Origin of the sequence: Cobetia sp. UIB-001, from assembly GCF_044789135.1 — a bacterium.
In the GTDB taxonomy this organism is placed as follows: domain Bacteria; phylum Pseudomonadota; class Gammaproteobacteria; order Pseudomonadales; family Halomonadaceae; genus Cobetia; species Cobetia amphilecti.
The window spans coordinates 2,910,854-2,935,879 of sequence record NZ_CP058244.1 but is presented as its reverse complement, the minus strand read 5'-3'; the positions used below and the strand labels follow the sequence as shown (position 1 = coordinate 2,935,879).

20 protein-coding genes are annotated in these 25,026 nt (G+C 63.1%); 11 read left to right on the top strand and 9 right to left on the bottom strand.

Going from position 1 to position 25,026, the window contains the following annotated elements; all coding sequences use genetic code 11:
- The first annotated feature begins 128 nt into the window (after nt 1-128).
- From lon to HA399_RS12215, 3 genes are all read left to right on the top strand, one after another.
- The gene (gene lon / locus HA399_RS12225; RefSeq protein ID WP_404325124.1) at nt 129-2,537 is read left to right on the top strand and encodes an endopeptidase La; all 2,409 of its coding nucleotides are present in this window, start codon (nt 129-131) and stop codon (nt 2,535-2,537) included.
- Between the two features lie 177 nt (nt 2,538-2,714).
- Nucleotides 2,715-2,987: an HU family DNA-binding protein gene (locus HA399_RS12220; RefSeq protein WP_043331296.1), complete on the top strand. Its 273-nt coding sequence runs from the start codon at nt 2,715-2,717 to the stop codon at nt 2,985-2,987.
- 277 nt (nt 2,988-3,264) lie between these two features.
- Nucleotides 3,265-5,079 (top strand): SurA N-terminal domain-containing protein, encoded by a 1,815-nt coding sequence (locus HA399_RS12215; RefSeq protein ID WP_215823237.1) that lies wholly within the window; start codon nt 3,265-3,267, stop codon nt 5,077-5,079.
- Nucleotides 5,080-5,311: 232 nt separating this feature from the next.
- On the opposite strand, the gene HA399_RS12210 is transcribed toward HA399_RS12215, so the two are convergent.
- Nucleotides 5,312-6,268, bottom strand: coding sequence for a LysR family transcriptional regulator (locus tag HA399_RS12210; protein WP_052384231.1), 957 nt, complete (start codon nt 6,266-6,268; stop codon nt 5,312-5,314).
- Nucleotides 6,269-6,532: 264 nt separating this feature from the next.
- Here HA399_RS12210 and HA399_RS12205 point away from each other — a divergent pair, with 264 nt between their 5' ends.
- From HA399_RS12205 to HA399_RS12195, 3 genes are all read left to right on the top strand, one after another.
- Nucleotides 6,533-7,531, top strand: coding sequence for an NADP-dependent oxidoreductase (locus tag HA399_RS12205; protein ID WP_404325123.1), 999 nt, complete (start codon nt 6,533-6,535; stop codon nt 7,529-7,531).
- A gap of 444 nt (nt 7,532-7,975) precedes the next feature.
- Complete coding sequence (locus HA399_RS12200; RefSeq protein ID WP_404325122.1) at nt 7,976-9,127, top strand: iron-containing alcohol dehydrogenase; 1,152 nt, start codon at nt 7,976-7,978, stop codon at nt 9,125-9,127.
- Between the two features lie 225 nt (nt 9,128-9,352).
- Nucleotides 9,353-10,588, top strand: a complete 1,236-nt coding sequence (locus tag HA399_RS12195; protein WP_404325121.1) for a CobW family GTP-binding protein — start codon at nt 9,353-9,355, stop codon at nt 10,586-10,588.
- A gap of 28 nt (nt 10,589-10,616) precedes the next feature.
- On the opposite strand, the gene HA399_RS12190 is transcribed toward HA399_RS12195, so the two are convergent.
- Genes HA399_RS12190 through queC form a run of 4 tightly spaced genes read right to left on the bottom strand, consistent with a single transcriptional unit; the run spans nt 10,617 to nt 13,244 of the window.
- Nucleotides 10,617-10,904 carry a YkgJ family cysteine cluster protein gene (locus HA399_RS12190; protein WP_404325120.1) on the bottom strand — a complete coding sequence of 96 codons (288 nt, stop codon included), beginning with the start codon at nt 10,902-10,904 and terminating at the stop codon, nt 10,617-10,619.
- Complete coding sequence (locus HA399_RS12185; protein ID WP_225347033.1) at nt 10,901-11,800, bottom strand: 6-carboxytetrahydropterin synthase; 900 nt, start codon at nt 11,798-11,800, stop codon at nt 10,901-10,903. Before HA399_RS12185 ends, HA399_RS12190 begins: the two co-directional genes overlap by 4 nt.
- An 8-nt stretch (nt 11,801-11,808) precedes the next feature.
- On the bottom strand, nt 11,809-12,501 hold the full coding sequence (queE, locus tag HA399_RS12180; RefSeq protein ID WP_107336280.1) for a 7-carboxy-7-deazaguanine synthase: 693 nt from the start codon (nt 12,499-12,501) through the stop codon (nt 11,809-11,811).
- Entirely contained in the window at nt 12,501-13,244 is a 744-nt protein-coding gene (queC, locus tag HA399_RS12175; protein ID WP_107336281.1) for a 7-cyano-7-deazaguanine synthase QueC, read from the bottom strand. Before queC ends, queE begins: the two co-directional genes overlap by 1 nt.
- Before the next feature lie 691 nt (nt 13,245-13,935).
- Between queC and HA399_RS12170 the strand changes: the two genes are divergently transcribed.
- Nucleotides 13,936-15,663 carry a bifunctional diguanylate cyclase/phosphodiesterase gene (locus HA399_RS12170; RefSeq protein ID WP_052384227.1) on the top strand — a complete coding sequence of 576 codons (1,728 nt, stop codon included), beginning with the start codon at nt 13,936-13,938 and terminating at the stop codon, nt 15,661-15,663.
- Between the two features lie 223 nt (nt 15,664-15,886).
- On the opposite strand, the gene HA399_RS12165 is transcribed toward HA399_RS12170, so the two are convergent.
- Nucleotides 15,887-16,849: a LysR family transcriptional regulator gene (locus HA399_RS12165; RefSeq protein WP_043331288.1), complete on the bottom strand. Its 963-nt coding sequence runs from the start codon at nt 16,847-16,849 to the stop codon at nt 15,887-15,889.
- A gap of 452 nt (nt 16,850-17,301) precedes the next feature.
- On the opposite strand from HA399_RS12165, the gene HA399_RS12160 reads away from it, so the two are divergent.
- From HA399_RS12160 to HA399_RS12145, 4 genes are all read left to right on the top strand, one after another.
- Nucleotides 17,302-18,633 (top strand): MATE family efflux transporter, encoded by a 1,332-nt coding sequence (locus tag HA399_RS12160; protein WP_404326973.1) that lies wholly within the window; start codon nt 17,302-17,304, stop codon nt 18,631-18,633.
- A 410-nt stretch (nt 18,634-19,043) separates the two neighbouring features.
- Entirely contained in the window at nt 19,044-20,303 is a 1,260-nt protein-coding gene (locus HA399_RS12155; protein WP_043331286.1) for a D-amino acid dehydrogenase, read from the top strand.
- A gap of 162 nt (nt 20,304-20,465) precedes the next feature.
- Entirely contained in the window at nt 20,466-20,849 is a 384-nt protein-coding gene (locus tag HA399_RS12150; RefSeq protein ID WP_043331285.1) for a RidA family protein, read from the top strand.
- Between the two features lie 282 nt (nt 20,850-21,131).
- On the top strand, nt 21,132-22,358 hold the full coding sequence (locus HA399_RS12145) for a LysR family transcriptional regulator (protein ID WP_404325119.1): 1,227 nt from the start codon (nt 21,132-21,134) through the stop codon (nt 22,356-22,358).
- 141 nt (nt 22,359-22,499) lie between these two features.
- Here the strand turns inward: HA399_RS12145 and HA399_RS12140 are convergent, their stop codons facing one another.
- From HA399_RS12140 to phhA, 3 genes are all read right to left on the bottom strand, one after another.
- Nucleotides 22,500-23,693 carry an aromatic amino acid transaminase gene (locus tag HA399_RS12140; protein ID WP_404325118.1) on the bottom strand — a complete coding sequence of 398 codons (1,194 nt, stop codon included), beginning with the start codon at nt 23,691-23,693 and terminating at the stop codon, nt 22,500-22,502.
- Nucleotide 23,694: 1 nt separating this feature from the next.
- Entirely contained in the window at nt 23,695-24,033 is a 339-nt protein-coding gene (locus HA399_RS12135) for a 4a-hydroxytetrahydrobiopterin dehydratase (RefSeq protein ID WP_054555480.1), read from the bottom strand.
- A gap of 103 nt (nt 24,034-24,136) precedes the next feature.
- On the bottom strand, nt 24,137-25,018 hold the full coding sequence (phhA, locus tag HA399_RS12130; RefSeq protein WP_404325117.1) for a phenylalanine 4-monooxygenase: 882 nt from the start codon (nt 25,016-25,018) through the stop codon (nt 24,137-24,139).
- Nucleotides 25,019-25,026: the final 8 nt, after the last annotated feature.

Below are 25,026 nucleotides of genomic sequence, written 5' to 3'. Positions count from 1 at the left end.
TTCATTCAGCGTTGAGTTACCGCCAGGCGTGTCGGGATCATTGCAAAATCATGACCTTGCCCCCATGGTCTCAGTAACAAAGTGCCGTGTGAGGCGGCCCACCCACAGAATACCGAGGAACGTCTGCCATGGAGCAGAACGAAGATCAGACCCTGACACTTCCGCTGCTGCCGCTGCGGGATGTGGTGGTCTATCCCCAGATGGTGATTCCGCTGTTCGTCGGCCGGGAAAAGTCGATCCAGGCCCTCGAAGTGGCCATGGAAGGCGACAAGAAGATCCTGCTTGCGGCGCAGCGTGAAGCCAGCCAGGACGACCCGACGGCGGAAGACCTGTTCGCCATCGGCACCGTTGCCGACATCATGCAGCTGCTCAAGCTTCCCGATGGCACCGTCAAGGTGCTGATCGAGGGCAGCTCGCGCGCCGATATCCAGGCAATTCGCCTGCACGACGACGGCCACACCATCGCCGACGTCGCGCTGCGTGACAGCCAGCCGCTGTCCGAGCGGGAGCAGGAAACCCTGGTGCGCGTGCTGCTCAACCAGTTCGAGCAGTATGTGAAGCTTTCCAAGAAGGTGCCCAACGAGGTGCTGGGCAGCCTGCAGGGCATTGAAGACCCGAGCCGTCTGGTGGACACCATCAGCGCGCATCTGTCGCTGGGCATCAATGACAAGCAGGCGCTGCTCGAGATGGACAAGGTGCGTGACCGCATCGAGCACCTGATGACGCTGATCGAAGCGGAGATCGACCTGCTGCAGGTCGAGAAGCGCATTCGTACCCGCGTCAAGGAGCAGATGGAGAAGTCGCAGCGCGAGTACTACCTCAATGAGCAGATGAAGGCCATCCAGAAGGAAATGGGTGAGCTGGATGACGTGCCCAACGAGGTCGAGCAGTACGAGCGTCGCATCAAGGACGCCGGCATGCCGAAGGAGGCAGAGGAGAAGGCCACTCAGGAGCTCAACAAGCTCAAGATGATGGGGCCGACTTCCGCCGAGGCGACCGTGGTGCGCACCTACCTGGATTGGCTGTGCGACGTGCCGTGGAAGAAGCGCACGCGTGTGCGTCATGACATCGACCACGCCGCCAAGGTGCTGGACGAGGACCACTACGGTCTGGATGAGGTCAAGGAACGCATCCTCGAGTATCTCGCCGTGCAGAAGCGCGTCAAGAAGCTCAAGGGGCCGGTGCTGTGTCTGGTCGGTCCGCCGGGTGTCGGCAAGACCTCGCTGGGCAAGTCCATCGCACGTGCCACCAACCGTCAGTACACCCGTATGGCGCTGGGCGGCGTGCGCGATGAGTCCGAGATCCGCGGTCACCGTCGCACCTATATCGGGGCACTGCCGGGCAAGATCATCCAGCGCATGGCAAAGACAGGCGTGAAGAATCCGCTGGTGCTGCTCGACGAGATCGACAAGCTGGGCATGGACCACCGCGGTGATCCGGCCTCGGCGCTGCTTGAGGTGCTGGACCCGGAGCAGAACGACAAGTTCGCCGATCACTACCTCGAGCTTGATTACGATCTGTCCGAGACCCTGTTCATCTGTACGTCCAACTCGATGAACATTCCGGGCCCGCTGCGCGACCGCATGGAAATCATCCGTCTGCCGGGTTACACCGAAGACGAGAAGCTGGCCATCGCGATGCGCTACCTGGCGCCCAAGCAGCTCAAGGCCAATGGTCTGAAGCCGGGCGAGCTGACCTTCAGCGAAGCCTCCGTGCTCGAGCTGATCCGTTACTACTCGCGTGAAGCCGGTGTGCGTGAACTTGAGCGCCAGCTCGCCAAGGTCTGCCGCAAGATCGTGCGTGAGCGTGTGGTCGCCGAGGCAAAGGAGGGTGCACTGTCTTCCATGCACCTTGAGGCCGAGCAGGTCGAGCGCTACGCGGGTGTGCGCAAGTACAGCTTCGGCCTTGCCGATGCCGAGGACCAGATCGGCCGTGTCACTGGCCTGGCCTGGACCTCCGTCGGCGGTGAGCTGCTGACCATCGAGTCTGTCGTCACGCCGGGCAAGGGACGTGTCAGCAAGACCGGGTCACTGGGCGACGTCATGAAGGAATCGGTGAGTGCGGCCCACACCGTGGTACGTGCGCGTGCCGAGGCCTTCGGTATCGAGGCTGAGCGCTTCGAGAAGGAAGACCTGCACATTCACGTGCCGGAAGGCGCCACGCCCAAGGACGGCCCCAGTGCGGGCGCTGCCATGGTCACCGCGATGGTATCCGCTTACTGTGGACGCCCCGTGCGCTGTGACGTGGCAATGACCGGTGAGGTCAACCTGCGCGGCGAAGTCATGCCGATCGGTGGCCTCAAGGAGAAATTGCTGGCGGCGCGACGCGGTGGTATAAAGCTTGTGCTGATTCCCGAGGAAAATCGCCGTGACCTCAAGGAGGTTCCGGACACCATCAAGGATGCACTCGATATTCGGCCGGTGCGCTGGATCGACGAAGTGCTTGAGGTGGCTCTAGCAGAAAAGTCTACTGCTGAGAAGGACGATTCTCGTTCAGACGATGCCAGTGGTCGTCAGACAATGATCAGTACACATTGACGGGATTTTTTTGGCCATGCCGCTGTCGAAACGGCGGCGTGGTGCGGTTTTGCGCGTGAGGTTGCTTGACAGTCGTTTGAGGGCGTTGCTATAAACTCCGCTTCGTCGCGATCGCGTTTAGCACCCGTAATTTTCGCGCTGATTTCTGGTAATTTTTGCAAATTCAAGGGGTGAAGAGTGAATAAATCCGAGCTGATCGAAGCCATTGCTGCATCTGCCGATATTCCGAAAGCAGCAGCTAGCCGTGCACTCGATGCGATGGTCGACACCGTCACTGATAGCCTGAAGAAGGGTGAGACCGTGGCACTGGTCGGGTTCGGCACCTTTATTGTCAAGGAACGTGCTGCACGTACTGGCCGTAACCCGCAGACTGGCGCTCCGATCGAGATCAGTGCTGCCAAGGTGCCGAGCTTCAAGGCTGGCAAGGCACTGAAAGACGCCGTCAACTGAGGTCTGCCTGCTTCGCAGGCACCCGGTGGCGCGGTACCGGTTCGGGAGTGGTCTGATGACTGCCGAACCGGCACCAGAACATCGAAGCGCATCGCCTGGCGATGCGCTTTTTTTGTGGCTGAAACCGGCCATGTCGGCAGGGCGCAAGCGTTTGATGACCCTGGCGAGTCAGTCAGTCGTGCAAAGTCACCTGCATCTGTCTGCGGCATGCGTATAATCATCAGTCACTGAGTCGCGGCCCTTGTGGCCATTCCAATCCCTGTAGTTCGAGGCCTGCATGCTGCAACGAATTCGAGACCGGTCGCATGGCTGGGTGGCCAAGACGATCGTTGGTTTCATTGTCGTCACCTTTGCCTTCTTTGGTGTTGAGTCGATCATTGGCGCCTTCACTGCCAGCAGTGACGACGTGGCCACGGTCAATGGCGATACCATCAGCCGTCAGGCGGTGGAAACCGAAGTCCAGCGTGCCATCCGTTCTGGCCAGGTAGCGCCGGAACAGGAGCGCGAAGCACGCAATCAGATCATCAACCAGATGATCGATTCCCGCCTGCTGGATCAATACGCCGAGGAAGGCGGCCTGCACATGTCCGATGCGCAGCTCGATCAACTGATCGTGAGCATTCCGGACTTCCAGGACGACAAGGGACGCTTCGATGCCGACCTGTTCCGCAATCGTCTGGCCAGCGCCGGCTATTCGCCCACCTCCTTCCGCCAGCAGCTGAGCAGCGACACCCTGCGCCAGCAGTTGACCGACGGCTTCGCCGCCAGTGCCTTCGTGCTGCCGGGCGAAGAAGAGAAGCTCAGCCAGCTGCAGCGTCAGACGCGCACCTTCCGCTATGCCACGCTGAGCAGTGCGGACCTCGATGCGCCGGTGACGGTCAGCGAAGACGAGCTCAAGGCCTGGTATGACAGCCACCAGGACAACTACCGTCGCCCGGCACAGGTCAAGCTGGCCTACGTGCTGCTGGACCAGAATGAGCTGGCCAGCGGTGGCGATATCAGCGAAGACACGCTGAAGGCCGAATATGCGGCCAAGCGTGCCGATGCGCCGCGGGAAATCGCGCACATCATGGTCGAGAAGGGTGACGATGATGCGGCGGCACGAACCAAGCTCGAGGGCGCACGTGACGCACTCGCCAACGGCGAAGACTTCGCCAAGGTGGCGGCCGAGGTCTCCGAAGACAGCTCCACGGCCGAGGACGGCGGTGAGCTTGGCGTGATCACCCGCGGTATCTTCGGTGAAGACTTTGATGATGCGGCCTTCGCGCTGGATGAAGGTCAGGTCTCGGATATCGTCGATACCGGCGACAGCCTGCACCTGATCAAGGTGACCGGTCTGGACATCGCGCCCTTCGAGGACATGCGCGACGAGCTGCTGACGCAAGCCCGTCAGACCGCTTCCCGCGATACCTTCAACGAGAAGGCGCAGCAGCTGAAGGACGAGAGCTTCGCGGCGGATGATCTGGCCAGCGTCGCCGAGGATCTGGACCTGCCGCTGAAGAAGACCGACTGGGTCGCGCAGGAAAACGATGACGAACTGCTGTCCGAGCCGGGTGTGATGGCGGCAGCCTTCGGTGACGAAGTGCTGGAAGAGGGCTACAACAGTGACGTCATCGAACTGGATGACAGCCGTCGTCTGGTGCTGCGTGTCCTCGAGCAGCGCCCGGCCACCACGCTGGCGCTGGATGAGGTCAAGCAGCAGGTTCAGCGCGAAGCCAAGGCCGACAAGACTGCCAAGGCACTCGAGGCACTGGCCGAGAAGCGTCTGGAGACGCTGCGCCAGGGCGGATCACTCGAGGGGATCGACTGGCAGCAGGCTGATGACGTCAGCCGTCAGGCCAGCACCCAGCTGCCGCAGAGTCTGGTCAAGCAGGCCTTCACGCTGGCGCACCCGCAGGCTGGCCAGCCGGTCTACGGCAAGGCGTCGCTCAGTGGTGGCATCGCGCTGATCGCCCTGACCGAGATCGGCGAGGCCGAGCCGGGCGAGATGGACCAGTTCCTCTCGCGTCTGGCCACGCGTCTGCGTGCTCAGGCCGCTGTCACGGGTCTGCAGGAATCTCTGCGTGAGCGTGCCGAGATCGAGCGCAACTGATCGAGCGCAAATGAGCCAGGCAACTGGCGTGGGCAGCTTTCCCTGCCAATGAGACCGTCACCCCTTGGGGTGGCGGTCTTTTTTTGGTTCAAGCCATTGGTTCAGGCCATTGGGTTCAAGCCATTGGGTTCAAGCCTCAGAGGCTCAGGTATCGCAGCTCAGGTCGCGAGGCTGCGTGCCGGTGTGGTGTCAGGTCACGAGCTTGGCGTCAGGTCACGAGTCTTGTATCAAGTCAGGAGCCCAGCCGCTGGCGCAGGCGCTGGGAGAGTTCGCGGTGACGGGCCTGAATGCCCGTGGAGAGCGTCTGGCGCAGCCAGCGGTGGCCGGCGTCATGGTGCAGGCGTTCGTGCCACACCAGCCAGTAGGAGAAGCGGTTGAGGGTGATGGGCAGCGGACGCAGGGCCAGCGGCAGCTGATCGAGCATGCTGATGGCCAGACAGCCCGGCACGCACAGCAGCAGGTCGCTGTGGCAGCTGACGCTGAAGGCGGCCAGAAAATGGGGCTGGCGCATGACGACCTGACGACTCAGTCCCAGTTCCGCCAGCTTGAGGTCCACCGCGCCTCGCTCATCGCCACCCATGCTGATCAATTGGTGGCTGGCGGCGAGGAAGTCCTCCAGGCTCAAGGTCTCCTTCGCTGCCAGCGGATGGTCCTTGCGCATCACGCAGACGAACTGGTCATCCCCGATCTCGCGACCATGCACGCCGGCCGGCACCCTGGCGGTGGGCACGCACATCGCAAGCTCCGGCCCGCCTTCTTCCAGCTGCTGTTCGACATTGCCGCCATAGGCCTGGATATCCAGACGGATGCCGGGTGCCTGCTCGTGCAGCGGGGCGATCTGGGGCGCCACGAAGGCGTGCATGCCGTAATCGGTGGTGGCCAGCTGAAAGCGACGTTGGCTATCTTCAGGCGAGAACTCGGGCGGTGCCAGCAGGGCGCCCAGCTCCTGCAGCAGGCGGGCGAGGGGCTGCCTGAGGGCCTCTGCGCGTGCGGTGGGGCGCAGACCGCGTTGCGCGCGCACGAACAGGGGGTCATCGAAGGCCTCGCGCAGCCGGCCCAGGGTGCGGGACACCGCAGGCTGGCTCAGGTTTAGGCGCTCAGCGGCCCGCGACACGCTGCGGGTTTCCAGCAGCGCATGCAGCGCGACCAGCGTATTGAGATCATGGCGAGCAAGTTCAGCCAGGTGCATGGCAAGCGGTTCCCGGTAGTGAAGCGACCCAGTCACTGGGATGAAAGCGTGCAGTTTCAACCGCACATGATATCAGTCTCATGCATACCGGGATTCAGTTTCTGTCATTGGTGTGATATCGGGAGCGCGCGTAATCTGGGAGCACTTCGTCGCCGAGCAACGCTTGCGGCGGCCAGTCGTCACAGGGTTGAGGCCACGGCCCAGCGGCCTGATGACGATTCAGATCACATGTCGTTTGAGCAGATCATTCGCAAGGAGCATTGCATGCAGACACGCTATTACACGATCACCGACTATCCGAAAGGCACCCCGGAACGCGACCTGTTCCAGTTGCGTGAGGAAGAGCTGAGCGAGCTCGGCGAAGGCGAGGTGCGCATTCGCAACAGCTGGCTGTCCGTGGATCCCTACATGCGTGGCCGCATGAGCGGCGTGAAGACCTATATCGACCCCTTCGAGCTCAATGAGCCGCTGCAGGGCGCAGCCGTCGGTGAAGTGATCGAGTCACGTGACTCTCGCTTCAAGAGCGGCGACAAGGTGCGTCACATGGGTGGCTGGCGTGACATCGCGCAGCTGTCGGGTGACCAGGTCGAGCCGCTGCCGAGCATCGAGGTGCCGGAGCAGGCCTACCTGGGCGTGCTGGGCATGCCGGGCATGACCGCCTGGACCGGCCTCAACATCATCGCCGAGATGAAAGAGGGCGATAACGTGCTGGTCAGCGCGGCCTCCGGTGCGGTCGGCTCGCTCGCCGTGCAGCTGGCCAAGGCCAAGGGCGGCACTGTCGTCGGCATCGCCGGCAGCCAGGAAAAGCTCGATTGGCTGGAAGCGCGGGGCGTCAAGGCGGTCAGCTACAAGGGCAAGGACGCCGAGCAGCTGACGAAGGCGCTCAAGGAAGCCTGCCCGGACGGCTTCGATGTCTACTACGAGAATGTCGGCGGTGATTGCCTGATGGCAGCGCTGAACAATCTGAATGTCGGTGCACGCATCGCCGTCTGCGGCATGATCTCCAGCTACAACGATACCGAGGCGGCGCCTGGCCCCTCGAACATCTCGATGATCCTGATCCGCCGTGCGCGCATGCAAGGCTTCATCGTCTTCGATCACTGGCAGAACTACAGCCGCTTCCTCGAAGAGGTAGGGCCGCAGGTCGCCAAGGGCGATATCGACTACGAAGAGACGGTGGAAGAAGGGCTCGAGCAGACGCCGGACGCCTTCCTCAAGCTGTTCTCGGGTGGCAACAAGGGCAAGATGCTGGTGCGTCTCTGATCTTAGAACTGAGTGCTGAGAACTGACACAGCATTACTGAAGACCCGAACACCTGAGCGCCGCGCGAATGCGCGGCGCTCAGGCAGTCACGAATGGCTCGCTACGGCGGGCCTTTTGCGTGGGTGGTCTGGCGTTGTTCATCACGCATTCCTGTTCATCACACATTACTGGTCATCACGCATTACTGGTCATCACGCATTACTGGTCGTCAAATATCACTGGTCGTGAGGATTGGTGACTCTCACGAACCAAAGACGTGCGGCCTGCGCTCTACTTTGGTCTTGGTCACTGCTCTAGAATGCAGACCATCGTTCGTGGGCAGGTGGCGTCATCGTCGCGTTTATCTGTCATTTGCCCACATATCACTCTGTGTCAGGTGGCGCCTGACCACGGCCCTGTCATCTCATGTAGCCGTGTCGCCCCTGACTCCGCGAGGAGAGCATCATGCAGGACTTTACCTATCAGAACCCGACCCGCGTGCACTTCGGTGCCGGCCAGATCGTCAAGGTGCGTGACGAGATTCCGGCGGATGCCCGCGTGCTGGTCACCTACGGTGGCGGGTCGATCAAGCGCAATGGCGTGATGGAGCAGATCGAGGCTGCGCTGGAAGGCCGTCAGTGGTGGAGCTTCGGCGGCATCGAGCCGAACCCGAGCTATCACACCCTGCTCGAAGCCCTGGAAGTCATCAAGCGCGAGAAGATCGATTATCTGCTGGCGGTCGGAGGTGGCAGCGTCGCCGATGGCAGCAAGTTCCTCGCGCTCGCCGCCTGTCATGCCGGTGATCCGTGGGAGATTCTCGCCGAAGGCAAGCACCCCGAGACGGCGCTGCCGCTGGGCGTGGTGCTGACACTGCCGGCCACGGGTTCCGAGTCCAATGGCAACGCCGTGGTCACCAACTACGAGACCCACGACAAGCTGCCGATGTTCAGCGAGCTGGCCTATCCGCGCTTCGCGGTGCTGGACCCGGCCACCACCCTGACCTTGCCGGAGCGTCAGAGCGTGAATGGCGTCGTCGATGCCTTCATCCACGTCAGCGAGCAGTACCTGACCTATCCGGTCAATGCGCCGGTGCAGGACCGCTTCTCCGAGGGGCTGCTGATGACGCTGATCGAGGAAGGCCCCAAGGTGCTGAGTCAGCCGGATGATCTGGCTGTGCGCGCCAACATCATGTGGGCCGCCAACCTGGGTCTCAACGGTCTGATCGGGCGTGGCGTGCCGCAGGACTGGGCCACCCACATGATCGGTCACGAGATCACCGCACTGCACGGTGTCGATCATGGTCGCACCCTGACCATCGTGATGCCTGCGCTGTGGGAAGAGCTGTTCGAGGCCAAGCGTGCCAAGCTGGCGCAATACGGTCGCCGCGTCTGGGCGCTGGAGGGCGATGAGGAGAGCGTCGCGCGCGCCGCCATCGACAAGACCCGTGACTTCTTCACTCGTCTGGGCGCGCCGGTGTCGTTGAGCGAAGCCGGTATCAGTGCCGACAGCATCGATCAGCTGGTCGACAACCTGACCCGTCACGGCTTCACCGCCATCGGTGAGCACGGCGATATCACGCCGGACGTGGCGCGTCGTATCCTGACCCGCGCTGCCTGATCGCACGCGTCAGTCAGGCTCGAGTGTCAGCCTCAAACCCCTCGTCACTCCTGGTGGCGAGGGGTTTTGCGTATCTCCCCCCTTGTCTTCCCCCTTGTTGCAGCTTGCCGATCGCCAGATCGCGTCACGCCCAAGAGCTGGATTCGCTTGACGAGACTTCGTCGTCGGCCGGTTTTTGTTACTCTATAACCTTTTGCACGCCCTTCATCTTGCGGAGATTTCAGCATGTCTGTGGCTTCACGCGGCGCCAGGAGCGGCGACGCCCCGACGGAACCAGCTCCGATTCCGGTGCATCTGATCACCGGTTTTCTAGGCACGGGCAAGAGCAGTTTCATCCAGGCATTGGTCGCGGCCAAGCCTGCGGATGAACACTGGGCGATTCTGGTCAATGAGTTCGGGCAGGTGGGGATCGATCAGGCACTGTTTGCCGGGCGCGAGGATGTCAGCGTCAAGGGGCTGCCCGGCGGGTGTCTGTGCTGTCAGCTGGCCTTCGTGCTGCAGGCGGGGCTGGTCAGCCTGATCCATCAGACGCGTCCTGATCGTCTGATCATCGAACCCTCGGGGCTGGGCCATCCGGCGGGGCTGATCGATGTGCTGCGCAGTGAAGGGCTGGCCTCGGCGCTTGCGCTTGAGGAAGTCATCACCCTGCTTGACCCGCGCGCACTGGACGATACCCGCACGCGCGAACACGGCACCTTCCAGGATCAACTGACGCTGGCGGGCGGCGTGGTGCTCAGCAAGCGTGATCTGGCGAGCGATCAGCAGCTGGCGGCCGCGCATGAGTTTCTGTCGGGGATGTGGCCGCGCAAGCGCTGGGTCGGTGAGCTGGGCAGAGCCGACGGCGAAAGCCAGCCGCCGCAGGCCCGCATGGCCGGTCAGGAGGTCGCACTGATCGATTGGCTGCTGTCAGCAGAACGCGCGCCTCAGCGCCAAGGTGGCGGGCACGTAAGCGCAGCGCGTGAAGACCAGCCCGAGATCAGCATGCCGACCGCCCATCGCGCTGCGCGGGATAGGGCGCGTCTGGTGGCGCAGGCCAGTGCTGAGCCGTCCGCCTCAGACATGATGCCATTGCCCGGCGCACCGGTGATCGAGCAGGCCGAGGGGCTTGAGCATGCCAGTCTGGGCTGGCGAATGGCCGCAAGCGAGGTCTTCGATCTCGATCAGCTGACCCAATGGCTGGATGGCCTGCCGCGTGAGTGGCGCATCAAGGGCATCTTTCATACCCAGGATGGTTGGCGCAGCTATAACCGCGCCAATGGGCGTGCCGAGCTTGCGCCGTCCAGTTGGCGCGAGGATTCGCGGCTTGAGCTGATTGCACCGCTGGATGGGCAGGAGCAGGGGGAGGAGCAGGAAGGGATGGTGGCTGCGTTGCCGCTTGAGGATTCCCGCCAGCTGAATGCAGCCTTGCTGGCCTGTCGCAGCGACGGTGCCGCCAGGCCCTTCAACTTCTTCGGCGAGTGAGCTGAGCACCTCCCTCAGGAAGCGCTTCTTACGTCAGGCGCTCCCACTCGCCGATCAGGCGCAGGGCCTCTTCGCGGGAATCGCCACACAACTCGTGATCGAAATCGAAGTCGCCGCATACCGTCGGGCGCTGCGGCGTGCCGAACAGCTTGCACAGATTGTCGTCATCCAGCTGCACGCAACGCACCCCCGCCGGCTTGCCATTCGGCATGCCGGGAATCGGGCTCGAGATCGAGGGGGCGATGCAGCAGCCGCCGCAACCGGCACGACAGCCGGGAGCGGCAGCATCTGCAGAAGGGGCGGCGGTCTGCGTCATGAGGTGGCGGACGTGTCTTCGTGCTCGGGAAGGACGAGAGGCTCGCGCGCCGTCTGCGGGGTATGCCGCGCGATGGCGCCCTTGTTGATGCCCTCGTAGGCTTCGACGCGGATGCTGTCACCGCTGTCGAGGGCGATCTGGCGCGCCAGCCAGTCGGCGATCCACTCGATGGTGGTCGGTGTCGGCAGCAGCCACACCTGCTTGCGCGGCAGGCGGATGCGGAACCTGCCCTGCGGCGCTTCATAGCTGAATACCAGCTCACGCCCCGGGCGGTCGATCAGATCGCCTTCCTCGGCCAGGTAGCGGTCGTTGAGCTTCTCGGCCCACTCGGCTTCCAGCGCCGTGTCCCGCACACCATTGCGCTCGATGATCAGCGGCGAGCGATGCCCATGCGCGATACGCTGGCAGTTGCCACTGTGATGACGCAGGCCATGACTGTAGGTGTAGGCGGCGCCGTCGATGGTCTCGTCTCGCAGACGTACGCGCAGCGCCTCGACGCGCGGCGGCAGGCGGCGAGTCAGCAGCTTCTCGAAGTGGTTGGCCAGCACCTCGGTGGTGACCTCGGTCACCGGCAGCAGGCAGAAGGCCTGACGCGGGCCGCGCACTTCCATGGCATAGGGCTGGGTGAAGCGCAGGCACAGTCCTTCCGGGCAGTCCGTGACGCTCACGCCTTCGGCCTGGCTGGGCACGATCAGGGTGTGATCGGCGTCCTGATCGATCATGCGCTTGGCCCACGGCTTGACGTCGCCGAAGTCGAACAGCATGCCGTCATGGCCGACGGCACCGTCCAGCTCCAGGTCCAGATGCTGGCTGATGCCGTACAGGCCGCGGGTATTGCTCCACACCGAGGCATCCACCGCGGTGAGGGCCCTGACGAACAGGGTCTTGGGAGTCATTGCGGTCATCAATCGATACCACTGATCTTGTGAGTCTGCAGCGAGAGCTGCCACTGGGGATTGCGCATGCAGTAGCTGACGCACTGGTTCATCGGCGTGTCGGACGCCAGCACCTCGCGGTAATGCTCGCGGGCCGCGGCAGGCGCGGGCAGGGCGTCGAGGGCGGCGGTATCCAGCGGCTGCAGATAGAAGTGCGCGAAGTCCAGGCTGACGAAGCGCTCCGGCAGGGCCTCCGGCTGCGGGTAGACGAGCTTGAGCTCATCGCCGCCGGTGAGGACCAGCTCGCTTGCGCCCTTGGGGCTGACGCATAGCCAGTCGATGCCGGCAGGCGGCTCGACGGTGCCGTTGGTCTCCACCGCGATCTCGAAGCCGCGGGCGTGCATCGCGTCCACCAGCTCGCTGTCGAGCTGCAACAGCGGCTCACCGCCGGTGAAGACCACATAGGGCGTGGCGATGCCGGTGTGCTCCGGCCACAGGCTGGCCAAAAAGTCCGCCAGCGCGTTTGCGGTGCGGAACTTGCCGCCATTCTGGCCGTTGGTGCCGACGAAATCGGTGTCGCAGAAGCGGCAGACCGAGGTGTCGCGGTCCTGCTCGCGGCCACTCCACAGATTGCAGCCGGCAAAGCGGCAGAACACGCTGGCGCGCCCTGCGCGAGCACCTTCGCCCTGCAGGGTGTAGAACGCTTCCTTTACCGTATACATCAGAGAGTGCCTGCGCCCTTGGCCGAGTCGGTCGTTTCGTAACCGAGCGGATCGCTCAGCCCATGGGCGGCGAAGGCCTCGAGACGCTCACGGCAGCTGCCGCATTCCCCGCAGGCCAATTCGCGGCCTTCGTAGCAGGTCCAGGTCTGGGCATAATCGAGCTGCATGGCGATGCCGGCGGCCAGAATCTCGTCCTTGCTCGCGTGCAGGAAGGGCGCGCGAATCTCGACTGGGGAGAAGTTGGCGATCGCGGCGACGGCGTTCATCTTGTCGACGAACTCCGGACGGCAATCCGGGTAGAGCACGTGATCGCCACCGTGGGCACCATAGAAGCAGACCTCGGCCTCGATGTTGACGGCCTTGGCGATGGCCAGTGACAGCAGGATCATGTTGCGGTTGGGCACCACGGTCGAGGTCATGGAGGCCTCGTCGTAGTCGGCCTTGGGCATCGCCTGGTCACTGTTGGTCAGTGCGGAGTTGTCGATCAGGCCATGGATGGCGCGAATGTCGACGACTTCGTGGGCGACGCCCAGCGACTCGCAGACCTGGCGTGCGACGTCGAGCTCACGCGAGTGACGTTGGCCATAATGGAAGGAGAGGGCATGTACCTCGAAGCCTTCCTTCAGCGCCTGGTGCAGGACAGTGTAGGAGTCCATGCCACCGGAGTAGATGACGACGGCGCGGGGGCGCTCTGCAGAGGAGGCAGAAGCGGAGACAGCGGAATTCTGGACGTTGAGAGTCATGACGGAGAATTTCTTTGACCGATGGATTCGGCGCCCGGGATCCGGTCCGGGCGAAACGGGCGCCTATCCTACTCTTCCGCACGCCTTGATGCCACTCGTGTACTGGCGCGGGCCGCGGATACGCCGCCTGTCGCCAGGTTCTGCAGCGGCCATGGCAGCCAAGCGTTGAGTCGGCGAGAAAATAGCCTTGGTACCCGCACCACAGGCTGGCATAGACTCGGAGTATTAGCGAAGCGTAGGGAGAGTCGTCTGCGTGCTGCACGCTTGTCCACCTAGTGCTTTCCCTGACAGCACGAATTTCGGGATGATGGGTTGAGGAGCCGGTTACGTGGCTTGCCGAATGGCTCTCGCAATGGCGCCTGGTGCAGCGTCAAGTGACAGGCGAAGCGGGAGGTGTCTGGCGTTCAAAAAGGCGCTCAAAAGGGCGATCAGAAGAGACAAAGTGCAGCAGTCTGGCGCCTGGTGATGTTCATAGGAGGAGTAGCATGGGCGTCCGGGCTTTGCTGCAGCCAGCGGCGACAATGAAAGCAGGTGTAAGCAGATAAGCGCGAGAACAGCCGGAAGCGTGAATGACGTGTCATGTCCCGGCGGTGTTACCCGCGTTGCGCCAGCCAACGGCCAGCATCACTGGCGACAGGCGGCCCTTGCGGGGCATCAAGCCATTTTCCTTATGACTGCAGGTGGAGTGAGCGTGCCTCTCGATATCTTGATCAAATTGCTGTCGTCCATCGAAGAGCCGTTGTGGATTCATGACCGCTTCGGCCAACTCGCCTGGACGTCGCCGCGCGCTCGACAGGAAGACAGGGTGCCGGAGCTGCCATCCCCGTTGCCCAAGCAGCCGGAGCCTTGTGGCATCAGCGGCCAGCCCGGCTTCTGGTTGATGGGCATCACCGGCGAGCTGGGAGAATGGCTGCTGGTGCAGAAGGCCAATCTGCCGTGGCGCATGGCGATCTTCGATGCCGAGTGTCTGGTGGCCAACACCTGTGGCTGGCAGGAGCTGTTCGGCACCGAGCGGCCGCGTCTCGAGCCGGTCAGCGAGCGGCGAGTCCGCCTCAAGGCGCCGTTCTCGGGGCTGGCGGAGGCCCGTGCGGCCGGGGTGGATGACAAGGTCTTGATCGCCCTGCGCCGTCTGCAGCCCATCAACCTGCTGTCGCGCGATCGCTTCAATGCCCAGATCGATGAACTGCTGCTGGAAGAAAGCGTCGACGGCAGCATCGATGGCGGCATCATCTATCTGTCACTGACCCACCTGGAAATCATCAACTCGGCGCACGGTGCCGAGCGTATCGATCCGCTGCTGGAGCGGGTGGCAGAAGCCATGTCCCTGCAGTATCGCGACGCCCTGGTCTGCCGCCCGCTGGGCAATGCCTTCGCGCTGTTCTTCGTCGGGGATGAGGCCAGCCTGATCGCGCGTGCCAACGAGCTGTGCGAACGGCTGGTGATGCTGATGCGACTGGATGGCAAGGCCCTGCCGGTCACGGCGCGGGTCGGCATCAGTCTGGCGCCGCAGCACGCGCGGCGTGCCCATCGCCTGATGCATCTGGCCGAACTCGCCATGTTGCACGGGGAATACGATGACATCGATGTCTGCGGCCCCCTGCATGTGTTCTCGCCCGGCGCGCACATGCAGCATCTCAATGACTATCGCCTGACCAGTGACCTGCGCGAGCATCTCGAAGAGCTGGATCTCGCTTTCCAGCCCCAGTTCGACCTCGCCAGTGGCGAGGCCGTCGGCGTCGAGGTGCTGGTGCGCTGGGACCACCCCGAGCTTGGCACCATCGGGCCGGGTCGCTTCATCCCGCTGGCGGAGCAGTACGGCTTGATCGGCACCGTCGGCGCGCGGGTGATGGACACGGCCCTCTCGGCGACGCGTGACCTGGTGACGCCGAACGGCAAGCCATTGTCGGTGGCGATCAATGTCTCGGCTCAGGAGTTTCGTGACCCCGGCTTCCCCGAGCGCGTCTCGGAGGCTCTGGCGCGCCATGACTTCGCGCCGGAACGTCTGGAGCTTGAGATCACCGAATCCTCACGCGTGCCGGATCTCGATCGCGTCGTGGAGCGACTCACCGGCCTGATCGAACGCGGCGTGCGCCTGGCGATCGATGATTTCGGCACCGGCTTCGCGTCACTGCTCTACGTGCGCGACCTGCGTGCTTGCCGCCTCAAGGTCGATCAGCGCTTCGTCGGTAGCCTTGACCATGATGCCCGCGACCGCGCCATTGTCTCCCATGCGATCTCGCTGGCCGACAGTCTGGGCATGGAGGTATTGGCGGAGGGTGTCGAGACCGCAGAGCAGGAGCGCCTGCTGGTCGAGATGGGCTGTCATCTGGTGCAGGGCTTCCGCTATGCGCGGCCCAAGCGCCTGCCGGAGCTGGTCGAGTGGCTCAAGCGCAAGCCGTCGATCCATCCCTGCCCCTGAGTGTTTCTTTTGAAGGGTGCTAGATGAAGGGGGCTGAAGTGAAAGGCGCTTGAAATGAAGGGGCCTGAAATGAAGGGGGGCCTGAAATGAAAGGGGCCTGAGATGAAAACGCCCGCCACGCAGTGACACTGCATGGCGGGCGTTTTCATGCTGGGCATTCGGGTCTGGCAGTGGCCGCGGGAGGTGGCGGCTTGCGTTCAGACTCGAGAGTCGTGACGACGTCTCACTCGCTGCAACCGCTACCGTAGCCGTACATGTTCTCGAAGCCCGGAATGCGCTGCTCCCAGACGGGTGGCGTGCCGACGACCTCCTGCAGGCAATCGCTGAAGCGACGCGTCTTCTGCGGCAGGTACTGGCGGTGCGGGTAGACCAGGTGGATCGAAGGCAGTGGCTTCATCGGCACGTTGGTCAACAGCGGCACCAGCTCACCATTCAGGATCTCGTCCTTGATGTTGATCGCGGACACCATGCCATAGCAGGCACCCGACTTGATGGCACCGATCAGCACGTCTGCATCATTGACCTTGAGGCGTGAATCCAGCGCCACCTTTTCCTCGACACCGCTCTCGGTGCAGACGCGCAGGCGATCGAGAATGAAGCCATCGCGGGAATACACCGCTGCCGGCAGGCCAGACAGATCGGCGGGGGTCTGGGGCATGCCGTGACGCTCGATGAAGGCCGGCGAGGCACAGATCAGGTGACGGTGTGCAGCCAGCGGACGCGCGATCAGGTTGGAGTCTTCCAGCTCCGACATGCGAATGGCCAGGTCATAACCGCCGCCGATCAGGTCGGTCAGGTGGTCTTCCAGGCGCACTTCCACCTGGGTATCCGGGTAACGCTCCATGTACAGACGCACGGCCTGGGCGACATAGGTGCGCCCGAAATGGCTCGGGCTGGTGATCTTCAGGATGCCACGCGGGCCATCCTGATAGGCGCCGGCCACATCATCGGTATCTTCCAGCACTTCACGCAGACGCAGTGCGTGCTGATGGATCTCGCGCCCCGCATCCGTCAGGGCCAGCGAGCGAGTCGAGCGATTGAACAGGCGAATCTGCAGTTCTTCTTCCAGACGGCTGATCTGCTTGGAGACCACCGAGCGGTTGACCTGACGATGGTCAGCCGCCTTGGAAAAACTCTGTGCTTCTACCACATCGAGAAACAGCAACAAACGGGATGCTTTATCCACGGTCTGACCTCTCGTGATGCCATGGGGAGGGGAACACTCTGCCAGCCATCCGTGAGGCAGTAAGTGCATATAAAGCGACGGTCCAGCTTCGGTAGCAGTCGATAATCGGTGACATTGCATGGGTCATCATCACGAATCCAGGTGACGGAAATCCCTGACAAGGTGAGTTTATCACGGTCACTGTTTCCTCTAATACCACGCATCAACGCGTTTCTCGCTCTTCCTGTTGCCGACAATGCATCAAAGACATGTCCCACTGAGCCTATCTGGGGTCCGGCGAAATCCCTAGAATCATCCCTCCAGCGTCACGGAAGTGTTCCGACGCCTTATACCTTCATCCAACCAGCCATGCTCGACATGCTGGGAGTGAGTTCATGTCTTCTTCTATGTCCACCGACGCCTCTGCAACATCGACCCCGCCAACGTCGGAAACGCCGACGACGCGTGAGCTGATGTCACGCCTGTGGCGCAGCACCTTGCCGATGACACTCGGCATCATGGGATTGCTGGGCTTCAACCTGGTCGATGCCGCCTTCGTCTCGCACCTGGGCACCGCGCCGCTGGCCGCGCAATCCTTCACCTTCCCGCTGACCTTTTTGATCATCGGGGTGCAGGTCGGCATGGGCATCGCGATCGCCGCGATCGTCTCGCGGACCCTGGGTGCCGAGGATGAGGCGCGTGCCCGGCGTCTGGGCGGTGTGGTGCTGCTGGGGTCCGGTGTGTTGATGGCACTGTTGATGCTGCTGTTGTGGGTCATCAGGGGGCCGGCCTTCGAGTTGCTGGGTGCCAATGCCACTGAAATGACGCTGATCGAGGTCTATTGGGGCCCATCGCTGATCGCCAGCTGGCTGGGGGCCATGGCCTATGTGCTCTACAGCCTGTTCCGCGCCCACGGCGATACGCGTCTACCGGGCGAGATGATGCTGCTGACCAGTGTCTTCAACCTGGTGCTGGACCCGCTGCTGATCTTCGGCGCGGGGCCGCTGCCCGGCTTCGGCCTGGCGGGGGCTGCCTGGGCGACCGTACTCTCCTTCGGGGCCGGGCTTGCCATCACGGCATTCAAGCTCTCGCGCCGCGACTGGATGGAATATCGCGGCCTGTGGGCCGAATGGCAGGCCTCGCGCCGTCAGCTGGCGGGGATCGCGATACCCGCGATTCTGTGCCAGATGATGCCGGCACTCTCCGCGATGCTGGTCACCGCCATCGTCGCGGGACTGGGTCAGACGGAGGTAGCCGCCTGGGGGATCGCCTCACGCCTGGAGACCTTCTCGCTGATCGTGGTGCTGGCCCTGACCATGTCGCTGCCGCCGTGGCTCGGGCGCTGTTATGGCGCCGGCCGTTGGCAGGAAATTCGCCGCCTGATGAACCTGGCCGCCCGCGTGGTGGTGATCTGGCAGCTGGTGCTGGGCATCATCGCCGCAGTGCTGGCGACACCGCTGGCCTATGTGCTGGTGGGCAGTGACGAGGTCTCGGCGGCACTGGCGGTTCTGCTGCCGTGGATGTTGCCCAGTTACTCCTTCCTCGGCATCTGCATGCTGGTCGTGTCGGCTGCCAACGCGCTGGGGTGGCCGCTGCGTGCCACGGCGTTGTCCTTCGTGCGTCTCTTCATCTGCTTCATGCCGGCGGTATGGCTGGGGGCACATCTGGATGGGCTGCGCGGTGTCGCCATCGGCTCGGCGATCGGCAACCTGCTGGCGGGTGTGGTGGCATGGCGCGTCTATCGTCAGGCCCTGGGCGACCGCGGCAAGTCAGTGCGTCGCCATGCCTATGTCGCGACGACCTGATCGCCCGGGCCCTCATGGCGTCCAGCACGAGCGCTCCCTTGAGATGTCAGGCGCTATTCAGAAGATTCTGTCCGGAAGGTCCTACAGGATGCCCTGCCAGTAGACCTTGCCAGAAGCCCCGTCAGCAGTCCCGCTGAGAAGCACCGAAAGCGGCCATTCCAAAAATGGCCGCTTTTTTGTTTTTTATCACTGCCATGATGCGAAATTTACCTGCTTATTTTCTGATATAGGGTCTCATAACAGAATATTAACCGTGGTTTGCGCCTCTATACTGGATGCATTCAGGCCAAGCCACTGTGAGTCGCCCTGTCGACCGGTGCCGGCCTTCATCGTCTTTATTCGCTGCCGAGTGCGCGAATACGCCTGTCATTTGCCGTGGGGCGCGGCTTGCAGTCATGGGGTAGGCCAACATGAAGATTCTTGTACTCGGTAGCGGCGTCGTCGGTGTCACCAGTGCCTATTATCTGGCGCGTCAGGGGCATGAGGTCACGGTCGTCGACCGTCAGGCCAGCCCGGCGATGGAAACCAGCTACGGCAACGCCGGTCAGGTCTCCTTCGGCTTCTCCTCGCCGTGGGCAGCGCCGGGCATTCCGCAGAAAGCCGTCAAGTGGATGTTCCAGGAGCATGCGCCGCTCAAGATCCAGCCGCGCATGGACCCGCAGATGGCCAAGTTCATGGTCAAGATGTTCGCCAACTGCAACGCCGACCGCTATGCCGTCAACAAGGAGCGCATGGTACGGGTCTCCGAGTACAGCCGCGCCTGCATCAATGCCCTGCGCGAAGAGACCGGACTGCGTTACGAAGACCGTCAGAAGGGGCTGTTGCAGCTGTTTCGTACCCAGGCGCAGGTCGATGCCGTGCAGAGCGACATGAAGGTGCTGGCGGGCTGTGGCGTGCGCCATCAGCTGCTGGACGCCGACGCCTGTGCCACGGTGGAGCCGGCACTGACCCGCGTACCGGGCAAGTTCATCGCCGGCCTGCACCTGCCGGATGACCAGACCGGCGATTGCCATCTGTTCACCAACCGGCTGGCGGATTACTGCCGCGACACCCTGGGCGTCAATTTCGTCTTCAATACCACCATTCAGCGCATCCAGCGCAGCGGCAGCCGCATCGAGAAGGTCATCACCGACCGTGGCGAGATGACCGCAGACAGCTACGTGATGTGTCTGGGGAGCTACTCGCCGTTCCTGGCGCGTGATCTGGATCTGGACCTGCCGATCTATCCAGTCAAGGGCTACAGCCTGACCGTGCCGATCATCAATGCCGATGCCGCGCCGCAGTCCACCGTGATGGACGAGACCTTCAAGGTCGCGCTGACACGCTTCGATGACCGCATTCGCGTCGGTGGCACCGCCGAGCTGGCCTCGTTCGATCTTTCCTTGATCGAGAAGCGCCGTGCGACCATCAACATGGTGGTGCGTGATGTGTTCCCGGAAGCCGGTGACTATGCGCGGGCGGAATTCTGGGCCGGCCTGCGTCCGATGACGCCGGATTCCACGCCGATCATCGGTGGCACCAAGTACGACAATCTGTGGTTGAACACCGGACACGGCACCCTGGGCTGGACCATGAGCTGCGGCAGTGCGAGTCTGTTGGCGGACCTGGTGGATGGTCGCAAGCCCACCATCGATCCCAACGGTCTCAGTCTTGGTCGCTACGCTGCCTGATGCTCAGAGCAGTGTCCGTGTCTGTGACCTGATACTCAGAGCAGTGTCTGTGACAGTGAGAGTGTCAGTGGCTGTGCCAGGGTCTGCCAGGCAGTGCGTACTGCCGTGTAGTCGTCTTTTTTCGAGTGTCTCTCCGTCAACTGATTGAACAAGGAATTGCGCATGACCAAGCAGATTATCTCTACCGAGTCCGCACCGGCTGCCATCGGCCCGTATTCCCAGGCGGTGCGCACGGGTAATCTGGTGTTCCTGTCCGGCCAGATCCCGCTGGACCCGGCGACCATGGAAGTGGTGGAAGGCGGTTTTGAAGCCCAGGCAGACCAGGTGTTCCGCAATCTCAAGGCGGTGTGTGAAGCTTCCGGTGGCAGCCTGGATCAGCTGGTCAAGGTCAATCTGTTCCTGACCGATCTCAGCAACTTCGCCGTGGTCAACACGCTGATGGAGCAGTACTTCAGCCAGCCGTATCCGGCGCGTGCAGCCGTCGGCGTCAAGGAGCTGCCCAAGGGCGTGCTGTTTGAAGCAGAAGGTGTACTGGCACTCTCCTGATCGCTCGTCGATTGTCGGTCTGAACCAGTGGTCGGTCTGAACGAGCGGCCGCTCTGAACCAGTGGCCGGTCTGATCGACCGACTGGCGTGAATCGATGCCTTGTCTCTCACTCCCCTCGCTGATTCATCAGCGGGGGGAGTGTCGTTTCAGGGGGTCGTGACGTCCTGTAGGCAGCTTGAGCGTGACATTTGGCGCCAGCATGATTAGCGTAAGGCTAAATAAGCCAGCGCCCAGCGCTGACTCTCGGAGCATCGCGGACGAACCCTTCAAGGAGCAACACCATGGCGCAGTCAGACACAGGCACCCGTGAACCCGGCATACGGCTGCGTCAGCTGGAAATGCTGTGGGCGGTGATCGAGTGTGGCTCGATGAAAGGCGGTGCCGCACAACTGGGGATCAGCGTGCCGGTGGTCTCGCGGGGCTTGGCACAACTCGAGCAGACGCTGGGCTATTCGTTGTTTCTGCGCGAGGGCGGCAAGCTGGTGCCGACCCCGGAAGCCGAGCGCCTGACGCCATCACTTGCCCGGATGTTCAGTGCTCAATCCGAGCTCAGGCGACTGGCCTTCGGGCCGGGCAGCGGCAAGCGTCCGCGTCTCGTGCTGGCGGTCACACCTGGTCTGGAGGCCTTCAGTGCCGGTTGGCTGACACGCATCGCGGCCAGTGAAGCCTTGAGTGAGTGGCTGCCCAGCCTGGAAGTGCTCGAGGTGTCACAGCATGATCTCGCCATCCGCGAGGGGCGGGTCGCGATGGCGGTGAGTCTGGAAGCACCGCCGGAGCCCCAGGGCGGCAAGCGTGCCAAGACGGCGGCGGCACGCGCCCGCGAGCTCAAGGCCAGCCTGCGTCAGCGCGCGCGCGAGGAGACGACTCTCATCGAAGGCGATGACGATGAGGCAAAGCCCGCCGCCAAGGCTGCCATGCCCGAGTTGGGGGATACGCCGGAGTTGCCGTTTGACGTCGAGGATGATGCGCACAATGCCGAAGGGGCCGCTTCCCGCAGCGGGAAAAGTGAAGAGGCCAGTGACGAGGCGCAAGCCGAGGCACCGCCCGCGCTGAAGCTGCCCTTGATGCTGCTGTGGCCCTCACGCTGGCCGCTGCTGGACAAGCCGCTGACCCTTGCACGCCTCAATGAACGCTCCTTCGTGGATCTGCCGGAAACCAGCAGTCAGGGGCGCTTGATTCGGGGTCTGCTCAAGCGTGAGCGTGTGACGCCGGCGAGTCTGCTGGAAGTCGCCACGCCGGCCAGCGCCGGGCGTCTGGCGCGCTCGGGCAGTGCCGCCACCATCATTGATGCGCTGTCGGCGCTGCAGGTGCTCGAGGATGCCAGAGGCGACCTGATCGGCCTGCCGCTTTCGATGCGCAGCGAGCGCTATCTGGAGCTCAAGTGGCAGTTGCCGACGGCCGAGGAAGGGGAATCGCTGCACGCGGTGCAGGCCCTGCTGATCAGTCTGCTCGAAGAGGAGGTGGCGGCGAGTCTTGCCCGCTTGCCGCTGGTGGACGAAGAAGGCTGATCGGCATGACGGCGCAGGCGTCTGGCGGAAGCCTTGCCTCAGAGTAGAGAGCAGACCAGACAGCAAGTCAGACAACCGACCATTAAAAAACCCCGCCGATTGGCGGGGTTTTCTTGTCTTCACGACAGCGCTCGCTCGGGCTCAGCCCTTGACGACGGTCGCGATGGCCTTGGCCACGTAGGGCAGGTTCTCGGTGGAGAAGCCGGCCACGTTGGCACGCCCCGAGCGCACCATGTAGATGCCGAACTCGTCACGCAGGCGATCGACCTGTTCCGGCGAAAGGCCGGTGTAGGAGAACATGCCACGCTGCTCGGCGATGAAGGCGAACTGCTCGTCCAGACCATACGGCTTGAGCGCCTCGACGAAGTCACGACGCAGGCCGTTGATGCGCTCACGCATCTCGGTCAGCTCGCTTTGCCACTCGCCGCGCAGGGTGTCGTCCTCGAGGATGTCGATGACCACCGCACCGCCATGCGCCGGCGGATTGGAGTAGTTCTCGCGCGCGGTGATCGCGGCCTGGGAGCGCACGTCGAGCATTCTCTCCTCGTCCTTGGCGATCAGGATCAGGCAGCCGGTGCGCTCGCAGTAGATACCGAAGTTCTTGGAGCAGGAGCTGGTGATGATGGCTTCATCGACATTCTCGGCCAGCAGGCGCACGCCGTAGGCGTCTTCTTCCAGTCCGTCACCGAAGCCCTGGTAGGCGAAGTCGATCAGCGGCAGCAGCTTGCGCGCCTGGACGACTTCCAGCACCTGGTCCCACTGCTCGCGGCTCAGATCGAAACCGGTCGGGTTGTGGCAGCAGGCGTGCAGCACCACCACGTCACCTTCCGGGATGGTCTTGAGCGTCGCCAGCATGCCATCGAAGTCGAGGCGGTTGTTCTCGTCGACGTAGGGGTAGTTGTGGCGCGTCACGCCAGCGGCGTCGAAGATGCCCAGGTGGTTCGGCCAGGTCGGGGTGGACAGCCAGATATCACGTCCCTTGAGGTTGCTGGCGATGAAGTCCGCGGCCAGACGCAGGGCACCGGTACCGCCGGGCGCCTGGGTGGCGCTGGCGCGATTGGCGGCCAGCACCGGCGACTCGGCGCCCAGCACCATCGGCAGTACGACCTTGCCGAAGCGCGGGTCGCCGTGGGAGCCGATGTAGGTCTTGGTGACTTCATTCTCGACCAGGCGGTTCTCGGCCTGCTTGACCGCACGCATGACCGGCGTATTGCCGTTCGCATCGCGATAGACGCCCACGCCGAGGTCGACCTTCTGCGGGTTGGTGTCGTTGTTGAAGGCTTCGATCAGGCCGAGGATGGCATCCCCGGGTACACGCGCAATCTGCTCGAACATCTTATTTCGCTACCTCGTCGGTTCTGGCGGCCATGATGAAATCGTTCTTGTGCAGACCCTTCATCTCGTGGGACCACCAGGTCACGGTGACCTTGCCCCACTCGGTGAGAAGTGCCGGGTGGTGCCCGACTTCCTCGGCAATCTCGCCTACGCGATTGGTGAATGCCAGTGCCTGCTTGAAATTGCGGAACGTGAAGCACCGTTCCAGTTGCATGATGCCATCGCGATTGAGCAACTGCCACTCGGGAATGGCGGTCTTGAGCGTCTCGATGTCGCTATCGCTGACCTTGGGCGCATCGAAGCTGCAGGCTTCACAGGACTGTCTGGCGAGTTCGGTCATGTCACTATTCTCCGGCTTGAGGAAAGAGGGGGCTGGTGAAAAGGCGTACCCCTTGGGGCAAGGGCGCCTGTGCGATCAGCACGGTGCGATCAACGTCGTGCGATCAACGTGGTGCGAAGCGCGGCGTCTTGAGGCCGAGAGCCATGGCCTCGTGGACCAGTGCCATGATGTCGCGACTGGCGAGTTCATGCAGGTCGTCCAGTGACTCAAGGACATAGTAGAGCGGCTGCAGGATGTCGATGCGATACGGGGTGCGCAGTGCCTCGACGGCATCGAAGGGCAGATGCGCGGGGCGCTCGAGGCTGTCCGCAAGCTCGCCCAGGGCATAGCGGGTCTCGCGCGGCGAGGAGATGATGCCACCGCCGTAGAGGCGCAGGGCACGACTGCCATCGGGTTGAGTCTCGCGCAGCATGCCGAATTCCACCGTCATCCAGTAGAGGCGGGCCAGATAGACGCGCTCTTCCTTGCTGGCGGCGAGGCCGAGGCGTCCGTAGGTGGCGGTGAATTCGGCGAAGGCGGGGTGGGTGAGCATCGGGCAGTGGCCGAAGATCTCGTGGAAGATGTCCGGCTCCTGCAGGTAGTCGAGTTCTTCCGGGGAGCGGATGAAGGTGGCGACCGGGAAGCGCCGCTCGGCGAGCAGCTCGAAGAAGCGCGTGAAGGGGATCAAGGCCGGCACACGTGCGGTTCGCCAGCCGGTGGCGGCCTCGAGGACACGATCGATCTCGCCGAGCTGGGGGATGCGGTCCTCCGGCAGGGCAAGGCGCTCGAGCCCTTGCCGATACTCGCGACAGACACGCCCCTCGACCAGCGCCATCTGGCGCGCCATCAGTGTCTGCCAGGTGGCGTTTTCCTGATCGCTGTAATGGATCCGGCCCCGGGCATCCGGCTCATGGGCCACGTAGCGGGTGCCCTTGGCCTTGGCTTGCGAGCCGGGCTGAGCTTCCTGGGATGTCTGTGGCCAATGACGACCCTGCGGTGCGTTCATGCAACCTC

What these genes read in the sequence shown, in the direction of transcription:
- HA399_RS12190 (WP_404325120.1), bottom strand. Translation starts at nt 10,904, where the DNA reads ATGACGCAGACCGCCGCCCCTTCTGCAGATGCTGCCGCTCCCGGCTGT.
- HA399_RS12155 (WP_043331286.1), top strand. Translation starts at nt 19,044, where the DNA reads ATGAAGATTCTTGTACTCGGTAGCGGCGTCGTCGGTGTCACCAGTGCC.
- HA399_RS12200 (WP_404325122.1), top strand. Translation starts at nt 7,976, where the DNA reads ATGCAGGACTTTACCTATCAGAACCCGACCCGCGTGCACTTCGGTGCC.
- HA399_RS12145 (WP_404325119.1), top strand. Translation starts at nt 21,132, where the DNA reads ATGGCGCAGTCAGACACAGGCACCCGTGAACCCGGCATACGGCTGCGT.
- HA399_RS12205 (WP_404325123.1), top strand. Translation starts at nt 6,533, where the DNA reads ATGCAGACACGCTATTACACGATCACCGACTATCCGAAAGGCACCCCG.
- HA399_RS12150 (WP_043331285.1), top strand. Translation starts at nt 20,466, where the DNA reads ATGACCAAGCAGATTATCTCTACCGAGTCCGCACCGGCTGCCATCGGC.
- HA399_RS12215 (WP_215823237.1), top strand. Translation starts at nt 3,265, where the DNA reads ATGCTGCAACGAATTCGAGACCGGTCGCATGGCTGGGTGGCCAAGACG.
- queC (WP_107336281.1), bottom strand. Translation starts at nt 13,244, where the DNA reads ATGACTCTCAACGTCCAGAATTCCGCTGTCTCCGCTTCTGCCTCCTCT.
- HA399_RS12160 (WP_404326973.1), top strand. Translation starts at nt 17,302, where the DNA reads ATGTCACGCCTGTGGCGCAGCACCTTGCCGATGACACTCGGCATCATG.
- queE (WP_107336280.1), bottom strand. Translation starts at nt 12,501, where the DNA reads ATGTATACGGTAAAGGAAGCGTTCTACACCCTGCAGGGCGAAGGTGCT.
- HA399_RS12135 (WP_054555480.1), bottom strand. Translation starts at nt 24,033, where the DNA reads ATGACCGAACTCGCCAGACAGTCCTGTGAAGCCTGCAGCTTCGATGCG.
- HA399_RS12185 (WP_225347033.1), bottom strand. Translation starts at nt 11,800, where the DNA reads ATGACTCCCAAGACCCTGTTCGTCAGGGCCCTCACCGCGGTGGATGCC.
- HA399_RS12140 (WP_404325118.1), bottom strand. Translation starts at nt 23,693, where the DNA reads ATGTTCGAGCAGATTGCGCGTGTACCCGGGGATGCCATCCTCGGCCTG.
- HA399_RS12210 (WP_052384231.1), bottom strand. Translation starts at nt 6,268, where the DNA reads ATGCACCTGGCTGAACTTGCTCGCCATGATCTCAATACGCTGGTCGCG.
- HA399_RS12195 (WP_404325121.1), top strand. Translation starts at nt 9,353, where the DNA reads ATGTCTGTGGCTTCACGCGGCGCCAGGAGCGGCGACGCCCCGACGGAA.
- phhA (WP_404325117.1), bottom strand. Translation starts at nt 25,018, where the DNA reads ATGAACGCACCGCAGGGTCGTCATTGGCCACAGACATCCCAGGAAGCT.
- lon (WP_404325124.1), top strand. Translation starts at nt 129, where the DNA reads ATGGAGCAGAACGAAGATCAGACCCTGACACTTCCGCTGCTGCCGCTG.